The 14215-nt window shown below is 36.7% G+C and carries 14 protein-coding genes; all 14 read left to right on the forward strand.

The genetic code is table 11. The features are described from left to right. Nucleotides 1-268 precede the first annotated feature (268 nt). The gene (aroE, locus tag IGL98_RS08925) at nucleotides 269-1138 is read left to right on the forward strand and encodes a shikimate dehydrogenase (protein ID WP_206842426.1); all 870 of its coding nucleotides are present in this window, start codon (nucleotides 269-271) and stop codon (nucleotides 1136-1138) included. 28 nt (nucleotides 1139-1166) lie between these two features. Beyond that, complete coding sequence (gene aroF / locus IGL98_RS08930; protein WP_069644680.1) at nucleotides 1167-2189, forward strand: 3-deoxy-7-phosphoheptulonate synthase; 1023 nt, start codon at nucleotides 1167-1169, stop codon at nucleotides 2187-2189. A gap of 60 nt (nucleotides 2190-2249) precedes the next feature. Continuing rightward, entirely contained in the window at nucleotides 2250-3311 is a 1062-nt protein-coding gene (gene aroB, locus IGL98_RS08935; protein ID WP_206912148.1) for a 3-dehydroquinate synthase, read from the forward strand. 192 nt (nucleotides 3312-3503) lie between these two features. Then, the gene (gene aroC / locus IGL98_RS08940) at nucleotides 3504-4670 is read left to right on the forward strand and encodes a chorismate synthase (protein WP_069644682.1); all 1167 of its coding nucleotides are present in this window, start codon (nucleotides 3504-3506) and stop codon (nucleotides 4668-4670) included. A 30-nt stretch (nucleotides 4671-4700) separates the two neighbouring features. Then, a complete protein-coding gene (locus tag IGL98_RS08945; protein WP_206842429.1) occupies nucleotides 4701-5798 on the forward strand; it encodes a prephenate dehydrogenase in 1098 nt (365 codons plus the stop codon). 89 nt (nucleotides 5799-5887) lie between these two features. Continuing rightward, on the forward strand, nucleotides 5888-7135 hold the full coding sequence (gene aroA, locus IGL98_RS08950; protein WP_206842571.1) for a 3-phosphoshikimate 1-carboxyvinyltransferase: 1248 nt from the start codon (nucleotides 5888-5890) through the stop codon (nucleotides 7133-7135). A 14-nt stretch (nucleotides 7136-7149) separates the two neighbouring features. Beyond that, nucleotides 7150-7650, forward strand: coding sequence for a shikimate kinase (locus tag IGL98_RS08955; protein WP_206842431.1), 501 nt, complete (start codon nucleotides 7150-7152; stop codon nucleotides 7648-7650). A gap of 12 nt (nucleotides 7651-7662) precedes the next feature. Next, nucleotides 7663-8511 (forward strand): prephenate dehydratase, encoded by an 849-nt coding sequence (pheA, locus tag IGL98_RS08960; RefSeq protein WP_206842433.1) that lies wholly within the window; start codon nucleotides 7663-7665, stop codon nucleotides 8509-8511. A 109-nt stretch (nucleotides 8512-8620) separates the two neighbouring features. Beyond that, nucleotides 8621-9748 carry an LCP family protein gene (locus IGL98_RS08965; RefSeq protein ID WP_206842434.1) on the forward strand — a complete coding sequence of 376 codons (1128 nt, stop codon included), beginning with the start codon at nucleotides 8621-8623 and terminating at the stop codon, nucleotides 9746-9748. A gap of 75 nt (nucleotides 9749-9823) precedes the next feature. Then, nucleotides 9824-10672 (forward strand): DegV family protein, encoded by an 849-nt coding sequence (locus tag IGL98_RS08970; RefSeq protein WP_206842436.1) that lies wholly within the window; start codon nucleotides 9824-9826, stop codon nucleotides 10670-10672. Between the two features lie 269 nt (nucleotides 10673-10941). Continuing rightward, nucleotides 10942-11133 (forward strand): hypothetical protein, encoded by a 192-nt coding sequence (locus IGL98_RS08975; protein WP_069644689.1) that lies wholly within the window; start codon nucleotides 10942-10944, stop codon nucleotides 11131-11133. 28 nt (nucleotides 11134-11161) lie between these two features. Next, nucleotides 11162-11644, forward strand: a complete 483-nt coding sequence (locus IGL98_RS08980; protein WP_206912149.1) for a hypothetical protein — start codon at nucleotides 11162-11164, stop codon at nucleotides 11642-11644. Nucleotides 11645-11807: 163 nt separating this feature from the next. Next, nucleotides 11808-12086 carry a hypothetical protein gene (locus tag IGL98_RS08985; protein WP_206842437.1) on the forward strand — a complete coding sequence of 93 codons (279 nt, stop codon included), beginning with the start codon at nucleotides 11808-11810 and terminating at the stop codon, nucleotides 12084-12086. A gap of 19 nt (nucleotides 12087-12105) precedes the next feature. Next, on the forward strand, nucleotides 12106-14169 hold the full coding sequence (locus tag IGL98_RS08990; protein WP_206842438.1) for a cation:proton antiporter: 2064 nt from the start codon (nucleotides 12106-12108) through the stop codon (nucleotides 14167-14169). The last annotated feature ends 46 nt before the right edge of the window (nucleotides 14170-14215 follow it).

A 14215-nucleotide genomic window follows, 5' to 3' on the forward strand; every position in this document is an offset into this window, starting at 1 on the left:
CCATGAAGCATAACCTATTACAACTGAATAATTATTACTTTAGCTATTTTAGATGAGTTTGTATTCATAACATTATGGATGCAGACTAGCAAGTTTGTATCTATGATGGCTAGGGGATTTTGAGATGACTTTCAGCCGCGTAGATGAGAAAATCTATAGTGGCTTTTATATTACCTATTTTTTGTGAGGTGTTCACTGTAGATTTTTCTAAAAATTTACGTGAATACCTTTTTTGTTTGAGAAAAATCGCTTTTGAGGAGGAAATAGGATGGAAAATACGATTACAGGACACACGAGATTAGCTGCATTATTTGCTACACCAATTCGTCACAGTGTTTCACCAATGATTCATAATACTGCTTTTCAAACATTAGGGATCGATGCAGTATATCTTGCTTTTGAAGTAGGGACGGATGGGTTAGAACAAGCGATTGATTCAATCAAAAATCTAGAAATGATAGGTGCAAACTTATCAATGCCAAATAAAATTTTAGCTGTCGAATATATGGATGAATTAAGTGAAGCGGCTCGCTTGATTGGTGCTGTTAACACTATCACCAATGATCATGGTAAATTAACAGGTCATAACACTGATGGTACTGGCTTTATGAGAAGTTTGCAAGATATCGATGTTGACATTATTGGTAAAAAAGTAACGATCATCGGAGCAGGTGGGGCAGCTACAGCGATTATTGTTCAAGCAGCTTTAGACGGAGTCAAAGAAATCACAGTTTACAATCGAAAAGATGAGTTTTACGACAAAATCAAAGAAAAGCTAACTTACATTTCAGAAAACACAAACTGTACCATTGCCTTGCATGATTTAGCCGATGAAAATAGTTTAGCTAAAAATGTAGCAGAAAGCGCACTATTATTAAACGCAACTGGCGTTGGTATGAAACCGCTAGAAGAACAAACGCCGATTCAGGACTTTTCTATCATACGTCCAGATCTCGCGGTTTGTGACGTTATCTATACACCTAGAGAAACAGAATTTTTGAAACAGGCCCGTTTACATGGCGCTAAAACTAATAATGGTTTAGGCATGTTACTTTATCAAGGTGCCGCAGCGTTTGAAAAATGGACAGGACAAGAAATGCCAATAGAAATCGTAAAACCAATTGTTGAAAACAACTAAATTAAAATGGATTGAAGGAGAGAATAAAATGATCGTAATTATGAAATCAGAAGCAACAAAAGCACAAATCAAATCAGTGATAGAACGAGTAAAAAAAGAAGGACTAGAAGTTCATCTAAGTGAAGGTAAGGAACAAACAATTATCGGCTTGGTTGGTGACACAAGAAAAATGCAGGATGTGGCATTCAATAGTTACGACGGTGTTGAAAATGCAGTTAGAATATCGTTGACATACAAACTAACAAGTCGTGAGTTTCATCCAGAAAATACAATTGTCGATGTTGATGGTGTAAAAATCGGTGATGGTAGTATGACGATGATGGCAGGCCCATGTTCAATCGAAAGTTTAGACCAAATTCGAGAATGTGCAAGAATTGCTAAAGCAGGCGGTGCAACTATTTTACGTGGTGGAGCGTTTAAACCAAGAACATCACCCTACGCTTTTCAAGGATTAGAAGAAGAAGGCCTAAAATACATTCGCCAAGCAGCAGACGAATTTGATATGAAAGTCATCACAGAAGTTATGGATGAAGCGCACATCGATATGATTGCCCAATACAGTGATATTTTACAAATTGGTGCTAGAAATATGCAAAACTTTAAATTATTACAAGCTGTCGGAAAAACGGGTAAACCAATTGGCTTAAAACGTGGAATTTCTGGTACAATTGATGAGTGGTTAAATGCGGCTGAATACATTGCTGCCCAAGGTAATTTCAATGTGATATTCATTGAACGTGGGATTCGTACCTACGAAACAGCAACGCGGAATACCCTTGATTTAAGCGCGGTTCCATTAATTAAAAAATTAAGCCATTTTCCAATCATCGTTGATCCAAGTCATGGTGTGGGAATTTGGGATCTTGTCCCTTCAATGGCACGAGCAGGTGTTGCAGCAGGTGCAGACGGGCTGATCGTTGAGATCCATCCAGATCCAATCAACGCTTGGTCTGATGGACCTCAGTCTTTAAATGAAAAAACATACATGCGCATGATGAAAGAAGTTCACATTATGGAAAAAGCGATGAAAGAAATTAATGAATTAGAATAAAAACTAGAGTGAACAGAAGGTTATTATTTTCTCTTTAATAAAAAATAGGAGTTGAAGCAAATGAAACTCACGGTAACTTTACCAAATCATTCTTATGATTTGACCATTGAAAAAGGAGTGTTGAATGGTATCGGTTCTTGGGTAAAAGAATTGTGGTCGCCGCAAAAAATTGTGATCATAACAGATACAAATGTTCAACCTTTGTATGGGGAGCTAGTTCAAAAAAGTTTGAAAGAGACAGGTTATGAGGTAGCAACTTTTGTGATCAATGCAGGAGAACAAAGTAAAAGTTTGTCTGTAGCTGCTGAAGTCTATGATTTTCTTGCAGATGAAGGAATGACTAGAAGCGACGGGATCATTGCTCTGGGTGGCGGAGTCGTTGGTGATTTAGCTGGGTTTGTCGCTTCAACTTATATGCGTGGTCTTCATTTTTTACAAGTTCCAACGACATTATTGGCTCAAGTGGATAGTAGTATCGGCGGGAAAACGGCCGTTAATACAAAAAAAGCGAAAAATCTAGTAGGTACATTTGCCCAACCTGATGGTGTTTTGATTGATCCTGCGACTTTGGATACGTTGGAAACAAGACGGATTCAAGAAGGAATCGCTGAAATCATCAAATCTGCTGCTATCGCAGACGAGAAGTTATGGCAAAAACTGGATGCACTAACTGACGAGCTTGATTTAAGAGCACATGCAACAGAAATCATTGCTGCTTGTTGTAAAATCAAACGAAAAGTCGTAGAAGAAGACGAATTGGATAACGGAGTTCGTTTACTTCTCAACTTTGGTCATACAATTGGTCATGCGTTAGAAAATACTGCTGGTTACGGTAATTTAACTCATGGTGAGGGAGTCGCAATTGGTATGAGTCAAATTACAAGAGTGGCTGAAAGTAAAAGTTTGACTCCAATTGGTACAATAGAACAATTAAATAAAATGATTCAAAAATTCCATCTCCCTATTCAGTCAAATCATTGGGATCAAGAGCAATTGTATATGGCACTAACTCATGATAAGAAGGCTCGTGGAGGGAAAATAAATATTATTTTACTAGAAAAGATTGGTAAAGCGAAAATTGTTCGGATTCCAATTGAAGAAATGAAGAGTTATTTAGATTAGCTAGCTTCACAGGCTAGCACTACGCTCTGCTTCGATCGCAGCAATTTCTATGAGCTAAAGCTCTAAGGCTTGAAGGCCTTCGGAAAAAAAAGATAAGAATTGAATGTGACAAAAAGGGTCACAATCAATTTTTCCTATTTTTCTGTCAGAGCTGGACAAGCTCATTACACTTTTAAATTAGGAGGAGATCATATGCGTTTTATTACAGCGGGAGAATCACATGGACCAGAATTAACAGCAATTATAGAGGGTTTACCAGCAGGGATGCCTTTGTCACCAGAAGATATTAATTTTGAGTTAGCTAGAAGACAAGGCGGATATGGCCGCGGCGGCAGAATGTTGATCGAAAAAGATCAAGTAAGAATCACTTCCGGTATTCGTCACGGCAAAACATTAGGATCGCCAGTGACACTTGTTGTTGAAAATAAAGATTGGAAAAACTGGACTTCTGTCATGTCAATTGATGAAGTTTCTGAGAAAGAGAAAAAAATTCGACGAGTAAATAAACCACGCCCAGGACATGCGGACCTTGTCGGTGGTATCAAATACCAGCATGATGATCTTAGAAATGTACTAGAGCGCTCATCAGCGCGTGAAACAACGATGCGAGTTGCAATAGGGGCAGTCGCTAAAAAGTTACTGAAGGAACTGGATATTGAAGTAGCAGGACATGTTGCAATATTAGGCGGTATCAAAGCTGAAATCCCAGATAATTTGACCGTAAAAGAAATCCAAGAACGCTCAGAAAATTCAGATGTGCGTGTTCTTGATCCGTCAGTTGAACAAGAAATTCGTGACTTAATTGATAAGACAAAGAAAAATGGCGATACGATCGGTGGCGTAGTAGAAGTCGTTGTTGGTGGTGTACCAATTGGTTTAGGTAGCTATGTTCAGTGGGATCGCAAATTAGATGCCAAAATCGCTCAAGCGGTTACGAGTATCAATGCATTTAAGGGCGTTGAATTTGGGATTGGATTTGAAATGGGCTTTAAACCAGGCAGCCAAGTCATGGACGAAATTGTTTGGGATAAAGCAACTGGCTATACAAGAACATCAAACAATCTAGGTGGTTTTGAAGGTGGTATGACAAATGGAATGCCAATCGTTGTTAGAGGCGTTATGAAGCCTATTCCAACATTGTATAAACCGTTGCAAAGTGTCAATATCGATACAAAGGAACCCTATAAAGCAAGTGTAGAACGTTCTGATAGTACAGCAGTTCCGGCTGCGAGTGTGGTTTGTGAAGCTGTTGTTGCGACAGAAGTTGCCCAAGCAATGCTGGAAAAATTTGGCAGTGATGCTTTTGAACAGATGAAAGAAGAAGTTGATTCTTATCGCCGTTATACTCAAACGTTTTAACTAAAACTAAAAAATGGAGAGTGAAGCGGAATGAATAAAAAGGTTTTGATTGTCGGTCTAGGATTGATTGGCAGCTCATTAGCATTATGTATAAAGAAAGAACATCCACTTTCAACGATTATCGGAATAGATAACCAAGAAGCTTCGGAAGAATTTGCCTTAAAACGAAAAATCATCGATCAAAGAGGGGCTTCTATAGAAGAGGCCGCTGTAGTAGCAGATATTATTTTTCTATGTACTCCAGTTAAAAGTATGCTGAATCAATTGAACATATTAGGGACATTACCGTTAAAACAAGAGGTCATTATTTCTGATGTTGGCAGCACAAAATTAGAAATTATTGAAGCGGCAAAACAAGCTGGATTAAAAACCTTTATTGGGGGACACCCGATGGCAGGGTCACATAAATCTGGTGTGACAGCAGCGGATGAAAATTTATTTGAGAATGCGTATTATATTTTAACGTCGTCAGAGGTAGAAAAACAAAAACCAATCCATGAACTGCAAAAATTATTACAAGGAACACGAGCAAAATTTGTAGTGCTTACAGCACAAGAGCATGATCAAATTACAGGAATGCTCAGCCACCTGCCGCATATTATTGCTGCTGGTTTGGTCAATCAAAGTAAAGTTTTTAACGAAGAACATCCACGTTCGAGACAATTAGCTGCTGGGGGATTTCGCGATATTACAAGAATCGCTTCGTCAGATCCACAAATGTGGACGGATATTTTATTAAGTAACAAAGAAGCGTTACTAGAGCTGATGGGCTCATGGCAAGCTGAAATGGTGCAAGTTTCGACTTGGATCCAAAATGGAAATAAAGAAGCCATTTTTCAATTTTTCTATGAAGCAAAAGAAACTAGAAATCAAATGCCTGTTCATAAAGAAGGCGCAATTCCTGCATTCCATGATTTATTCGTGGACGTACCAGATATACCTGGGGTGATTGCCGAGATCACAGCTTTACTTGGTAAAGCTCAATTATCCCTAATTAATTTGAAAATTCTTGAAACACGTGAAGATATCTATGGTATTTTACAGTTAAGCTTTAAACGACAAGATGATTTAGAGAAGGCTAAAGAGATTATTAAAAAAGAAACGGATTACTTGTGTTATGAAAAATGAGTTTTGTGAGGTTAGATTTTGTACTTTGTTTTATCTAGTTAAGGAGGGATATTTTGGATTTAGTCATCAATAAAATCGGTTTAAACGGAATGATTGATATTCCCAGCGATAAATCGATTTCTCATAGAAGTATCATGTTTGGTGCAATTGCGCATGGAAAGACAACGATCAAAAACTTCTTACGAGGAGACGATTGTTTAAGTACCTTAAAAGCATTTCAGGATTTAGGCGTTAAGATAGAAGATGATGGTGAAATCATAAGCGTTCATGGAACTGGTTTTTCAGGGTTAAAACCGGCAAAACAAGCAATTGACGTTGGAAATTCTGGAACAACGATTCGATTGATCATGGGAATTTTAGCTGGAACATCATTTAGCACTGAATTATTTGGTGATCATTCGATTGCCAAAAGACCGATGAACAGAGTCATGTTACCAATCAATCAAATGGGTGCTGAATGTACAGGGCATGATGGGACAGAATTTCCACCTTTAACTGTGAAAGGGACGGAAAATTTAAAACCAATTCATTATCAAATGCCTGTTGCGAGTGCACAAGTAAAATCAGCGATCCTCTTTGCTGCTTTACAAGCACATGGAAGATCAGTTATTGTAGAAAAAGAAAAAACACGGGATCATACAGAAGATATGATTCGTCAATTCGGTGGTGAAATTACTGTTTCTGGAAAAGAAATCAGCATCAGCGGACCACAAAAGTTGGTTGGGCAAGAAGTCATTGTGCCAGGCGATATTTCTTCAGCAGCCTTTTTCCTTACAGCAGGTTTGATCATTCCTGATAGCAAAATTACGCTGAACAATGTTGGCTTAAATCCGACACGCACAGGTATCATTGATGTGATTCAGCAAATGGGTGGCAAATTAACGATCCAAGAAACAGGAAGTAAGGCGAATAAAGCTGGAACTTTAACCGTTGAAACAAGCGACCTAAAAGGAATCGAAATCAGCGGAGAAATCATCCCAAGATTAATTGATGAACTACCGATCATTGCGTTACTAGCGACTCAAGCTGAAGGAACGACCATCATTCGTGACGCTGAAGAGTTAAAAGTGAAAGAAACAAACCGGATCGATGCAGTCGCAACTGAACTAACTAAAATGGGTGCCAATATCGAACCTACAGATGACGGTTTGATCATTCATGGTAAAACACCGCTACATGCTGCACAAGTTACTAGTTATGGTGATCATCGTATTGGCATGATGCTGCAAATTGCTGCTCTTTTAGTAAAAGACGGAACCGTAGATTTAGAAAAAGCAGAAGCAATTTCTGTTTCTTATCCAAGATTTTTTGATGATTTAAATAAACTATATCAATAAACGGAGGAACAAAGATGAAGGGGATTATATTAATTGGTTTCATGGGAGCTGGAAAAACGACTGTTGGGAAACTTCTTTCAGAAAAGACTGGGATGGAACATATTGATTTTGATGATAAAATCGTTGAAGAGATTGGCATGACGATCCAAGAATATTTTGATCTACATGGTGAAGAAGCGTTTAGAGAAAGAGAAACAAATGTCTTGAAACGCTATTTAGATCATAATCAAGTCGTATCAACTGGTGGCGGAATCGTCATGAGACCAGAGAATCGGGAACTTTTGAAACAAATGGCACCTGTTGTTTATTTACAAACCAAACCAGAAGTATTTATTCCAAGATTGAAACATGATCATACAACGATCAGACCTTTAGTAGTATCAAAGTCTCCAGAAGAAATTAGGCAAGTTTTTGAGCCAAGAATCCCTTTTTATGAGGAAAGTGCCAGCTTGGTCGTTGATACAGATGAACGAACACCAGAAGAAATTGTTCATGAAATTTTAGAGAATATATAAGTAGGTGAGCCAATGAAAGTAGGGTTTTTAGGTCCAGAAGCTTCTTTTACTCATAACGCAGCGAAAACTGCTTTTCCTGATGAAGAATTGATTGCATATCATTCAATTCCGGCTTGTATTAAAGGAGTTGAGTTTGGTGAAGTCGATTTAGGTGTCGTACCGATCGAAAATACGATCGAAGGTTCTGTCAACACGACCGTCGACTATCTTTTTCATCAAACAACGATTCCTGTAGGAGCGGAAATCGTGTTACCAATTTATCAACAATTGATGGTAGCAAAAGAGAACAAAGAATCATGGCATGAAACAACAAAAATTCTATCTCATCCTCAAGCTTTAGCACAATCGCAAGAATTTATTCGTACCTATTTTCCGATGGCTGAGCTTGAAGCGACACCTTCTACTGCTTATGCCGCAAATTTTGTCGCTCTTCATCCAAATCAAAAAATCGCAGCTATTGCGCCCAGACTTTCTGCTGAAAAATATGATCTTGAAATTGTTGGTAAAGATATTCAGGATGTAGCAATCAATCAGACTCGATTTTGGGTGATTGGCTCTGAAAAGGTCGAACTACCAATCAATGCTACTGGTAAAAAATTAACCATTGCATTGACCATGCCGGATAACATGCCAGGAGCTTTGCATAAAGCATTATCTGCCTTTAGCTGGAGAGAAATTGATTTAAGTAAAATCGAATCGAGACCATTGAAGACAACCTTAGGAGAATATTTCTTTTTAATTGATATCAATGTTCAAAAACCGCAACAATTGTTAGATAATGCGTTAGAAGAAATACGTTTAATGGGCGGAATGGTAAAAATATTCGGGAATTATGCGATTCATCCCATCAACGGAGTTTAAAGATCTGAAAAGGTCTTTTTATTTTTGTTAAATTTTAACTATCTAATAGGAATTTTTTGAAAAATAAGGTATGCTTATAACTGTTGTTAATTGAAGTGAGGTGGAAATGATGAGCCGTGTAGATCGCTATAAGCACATACATGATAAATCAAAACCAGTAGAAGAAAAGAATGGTTTTAACCCAAGAAAAGAAAAAAATTATACAGAAGAACCTAGAAATAGCTATTATCAAGAACAAGAACCGTTAAATGACCCAAATCAACATATGAGACAAATAGAACCAACTGAAAAACCAAAAGGCTTTTCGAAAAAAGAAAAAAAACCGAAAAAACCAAGAAGAAAGAGACGCTTTAGCTGGCCTAAACGAATCGCTTTATTTTTTGTTTTGCTAATTGTATTGGCAGTTGGTTTCTTCTTCAAAGGAAAATCTTACGCTGAAAATGATACTTCTTTGCCAAAAGAGGCGGTTGAGACGTTCAATGGAGTGAAAAGTGCTAACGGAGCTAATAATATCTTGATTTTAGGTAGTGATACAAGAGGAGAAGATGCTGGTCGAGCGGATACTATTATGGTTCTGCAACTAGATGGTCCTTCTAAAAAACCTAAATTGATTTCGTTTATGCGTGATACCTTCGTGGATATCCCAGGTTATGATGCCAACAAAATCAATGCCTCTTATGCACTAGGTGGAGCTGATTTAGTTCGTCAAACTTTAGCAGAAAATTTTAATATTCAGACTAGATACTATGCAAAAGTTGATTTTCAATCATTCGAAAAAATTATTGATTCAATGTTTCCGAGTGGTGTTAAAATCGACGCTGAAAAAGATTTGAATTTAGATGGTGTTGACATTTTCAAAGGTAGTCAGAAAATGGATGGCCATACGCTTTTACAGTATTCACGTTTTAGAAAAGATGACGAAGGCGATTTTGGTCGTGTTCGCCGTCAACAACAAGTGATGACAGCGGTTATGGGACAATTAAAAAATCCTTTAGCATTACTTCGTACGCCAGAATCTTTAGGTCGTTTAGTAGGGTATATGTCAACGGACGTTCCTACGTCATTTATGCTGAAAAACGGTCCATCGTTAATGTTAAAAGGCGGCGGGGGAATTGAGCGCTTAACTGTTCCAGTTGAGGGATCTTGGAGTAATCAAGATGTTGATTATGCTGGGAGTGTTCTTCAAATAGATTTGGATACGAATAAAGCCGCGGTTCAAAGTTTTCTTGACCAATAAGTATTTTATTTAATTATGAATTGATTTATGCTATATTTATAATACCGTGTAAATTTAGTGAAACGAGGTTACAAAATGAAAATCGCTATTGTGACAGATAGTACCGCTTATTTACCTGAGCGAATTAAGAACTCACCCAATCTATTTGTTATTCCCATCCCTGTTATTTTAGATGGTAAGATATATAACGAAGGAATCGACATCGAAGCTGATGAATACTATAACTTGTTGAATAATAGTAATGAATTTCCAACGACTTCTCAGCCTGCATTAGGTGAAGTTATCGAACTGTACAAAGAAATTGCTGCCAAAGGCTATGATACGATCATTAGTATTCATCTTTCAGCAGGTATTTCAGGCTTTGTTAATACATTATTTTCATTAACAGATTCGATTGAAGGAATTACGCTGTATCCCTACGATTCTAAAATCACAAGTGTGCCAATGGGACACATGGTAGAGGCTGCCTTAGATTTAGTGAAAGAAAATGCTAGCTTAGAAGAGATATTTACCAAATTAGATATTATTAGAGATAATACGTATGCGTATTTGATTGTCGATGATTTGAACAATCTCGTTCGTGGCGGGCGCTTAACCAATGGTGCTGCATTGATTGCTGGATTATTGAAAATCAAGCCGATTTTAACATTTGAAGAGGGTAAGATCGTCTTATTTGAAAAGATTCGCTCGACAAAAAAAGCTTTTGCTCGCGCAGAAAAGATTATCGGCAAACGAGACAAAGAAATCGATCGACCGGTGAAATTGTACGTGATTCATGCAAACAATTTAGCGGTTGCTGAAGAAGAGAAGGCCAAACTTCAAAAGCAATATCCTAATGCAATTATTGAAATTGGTCATTTTGGTCCTGTTATTGGAACACATCTAGGAGAAAAGGCAATTGGGATTTGTATCTCAGCACAATAAATTAAAAGATGAAGCAAAGCTGTTTTCAGCTATTGTTTCATCTTTATTTTTTACTTATGCCAGCTTGTAGGTGGAGATTTTCCATTCATCTATTTATTATCAGTAAGAAAAGTAGTAAACGCGACCGTATAGTTCAATTAAGAAAAATAGTATGTTACAATAACAAATAAATCATACTTTTTTAATCGATTATCGATAAAAAATAACGATTCAATAGTCATTTTCCTTTAAAAGTAAGGTATACTTAAAGAAAAAAGGAGGGCGAGTGGATGAATCTAACTGAAGAACGTTTACAAAAAGAAAAAATGAAACAAGTTCAACTACTCGCTGCATATTATCAGGTAGTCAATCGTTTACCGCTTGGCGATAAGAGAGATCAGATGATTCGTGATATATTAGCTTGTAAGGATAAGATAAAAAAAATCAATCAGCAATTGACAGAATTAAATAAAAAAGAGTAACTATTTTTCAGTTATAAAAGGAGGTATTTTGGTTATAGATTTTTTTACAGTGCTACTTGCAGCTTTTGTTTTGATCATGTATGTTTATTTGATTTTAGTTAGAAAAAGCATCCTGATCAAAAGTCTTAAAAGAAAATTTATTTATGTTTTAGTGATTGGAATTAGTCTACTTATTCTGCTCCTTACTCTAGCTACCGAACAAACCCTCGATCAAAGAATTCGAGGATTCCTATCGGTGTTGCTTGTTTTAAGTTTTTTACTTGATTCAAAAGGTCTTTCAGATGATCGGCTCATTTTAGGTCCTTTTGATAAGAATGGAATTTTGTATCAAGATGTAGAAAAAATGGCTTTATTGATCAAAAAGAAAGAAATTCGTTTAAATTACTTTAAAAATGGTCGGCGTGGTCCAATGATGAAATTTTCTATTCCATTGGAAGAGTTACTAGCATTTCTTTCTGATCGATTGAATGAGGAAGCTGAAATCAGTATTTTAGTAGATGAAGATAAATAAAGGATAAATTGGGAGGAAATGATCATTATTTTCTCCTTTTCTTAAAATGTAAGCGTTAGAAATTTTATTCAAAAAGTTTTTTCAAAAGAATAGTTAATTTTAGTAGGTATTTCTTTAACAGTTTGCTATAATGTGCAGAGAAATTCTGAAAGGAAGTATTGTTGTGAATAAGGAAATAGAGCAACGAATTGCTGAATTACGTGAAAAATATAAGGAGCTACCACCAGAAAAAAAAGCTGAATGGGAGCGCCATATAAAAAAGAGAAATTTTTTAAACTATAAAAAAATTGAATTGATCAAGTCTGAGTTGCTTCGTTTAGAAGCGCGTCGCGCACAATTAGAACTATGTGACAGAGAAAAAGAACTTGGCTTAATAGAGAAAAAAATTACCTGTAAAAAAGAAAAATTATTACGGTATTTAGGAAAACAACTCAATCAATAATTATTAAGGGGGATACGAGATGGAGTTTGTTTATTTAATTATTGTATTTGCTTTTGCGATAACATTTTCAAATGTCTTCAATCGAATCGTTCCGATCATTCCATTACCAATCGTGCAAATAATCGTAGGTGTTTTAATTGGATTGACGGATATTGGTCGTGAAATAGTATTTGAACCAGAAATATTTTTGGTGATGATCATTGCACCTTTGCTGTTTAGAGAAGGGGAACGAAATGATATTTCTGCAACAATGAAAAATTTTAGTGTCATTTTATTTTTAGCATTTATTGGGGTGTTGATCACACTTGTAAGTGTTGGTTGGGCTTTACATATGGTTATTCCTGCTTTGCCGATCGCAGCGTGTTTTGCTTTAGGTGCAGCACTTGGACCTACAGATGCAGTAGCTGTAGGTTCTTTATCTGGGAAAATTCAAATACCGCCTAAAGCGATGCATATTTTAGAAGGTGAAGGTCTGATCAATGATGCTTCTGGCGTTACCGCCTTTCAATTTGCACTTGCAGCACTGTTGACAGGCAGTTTCTCAGCAATGGATGCAGGAATCACCTTGATCTTCTCGAGTATCGGCGGCGCTATCGTGGGGGCCGTTTTAGTGATGATCAAGCGTCAGATTGTCATGATTTTGGAAAAAGCCTCTGCAAGAGATGTAACCGGTTATCTATTATTAGAGTTATTATTGCCTTTTTTAGCGTATATGGTTGCTGAACTATTCCATGTTTCAGGGATTATTGCCGCTGTTGTAGCAGGTGTTATGCAAGCGGCTAGTTTCAAAAAGGTTTCATTGTTTGAAGCTGAGCTTTCAAGCGTTTCAGAAAGTACGTGGGGAACGATTACGTTTATGCTGAACGCGTTAGTTTTCCTGTTCTTAGGAATTGAGTTGTCTCAAGTTTTTTCACCTATTTGGAATAGCGAGACGTATTCTAACAGTTTCTTGATGGTCGTTATATTGATTTTAAGTGTTACGTTATTTACTGCGCGCTTTTTCTCTATTGTATTGATTTACAGTGTGAAAAATGGTTTCAAAAATATTTGGCAGTCGATGAATGAAATGCTGATTCTAACATTTGGCGGAGTGAAGGGAACAGTCAGTTTAGCAACGATTTTTATTTTACCATTAACTCTAAATGGTCAAGACTTTCCAGAACGTTCATTGCTGTTGTTTATTACGGCTTGTGTGATTTTAGTCACATTGGTAGGTGGTATTCTTGTTCTACCGTTTTTAACTGAATCTGACGAGGTAGAAAGTACTAATATACAAGGGATCACCTTACTGCAAGATGTTATTGAACGACTTAAAAAGATAAATCAGAACGATCCTCATGTAGAAATGAATGTTGTGATTGAAAACTATCAAGATCGCGTTAAAGAATTGTACACAGAACAATTACCTTCAGATCAGCGGCAAGAGGTTCAGGAACTAAGAGCACTGATTGTTTCGATCGAGCGTGACGGTCTAGAAGAGAGCTTCCGTCAAAAAGAAATTGGGATAGAAGGATATCGACTTTATGAACGCCTGATTTCAAGAATGGAACGATCTATCGCTAGACAATTATTATCGATTATTGGCTTTTGGTTGCTTTTTGTTCGGCAAATCATTGCATTCTTTGTTCACCCAAATCTGTTATTTGCTAAAAAAGGGGAAGAGAATCGACGAGAATTTCAAAAAGAAGAATTGGAAAATGTTCGGCAAGTCTTTTTGCAAAATACGGAAGTTATTTTGAAGAGTTTGGATAATTTAAAAGGGGTTTATGATGACGAAATTATTCAATTCTTTATTGAAGGTCGTTTACAATTAGCACATAGATTAGAAGACGGCACATTTATTGACTCATTTATCGTTCGTTCTCAATCTAATTATGTCAAGGAACTTTTGATTGGCTATCAAGAAGAGCGCAGAGTGATTGATGAATATGAGCTTGCTGAAAAGATCTCTTCTTTTGAAGCGAATGAATATCGAAAAAATGTTAATCTATTAGAATCTTATTCAATCAATGATATATCAGGCGCTATGCCATTTAGAAAATTGACAAGAGAATTAAAAAAAGAAGCAGACGAAGAAAACTAGCTTCTTTTTTTTACTTTTTTTTGTTACAATAAGCAGGATGAAAAGG

The sequence above is a fragment of the Enterococcus sp. DIV0840 genome (assembly GCF_050527835.1).
Classification (GTDB): domain Bacteria; phylum Bacillota; class Bacilli; order Lactobacillales; family Enterococcaceae; genus Enterococcus_L; species Enterococcus_L ureasiticus.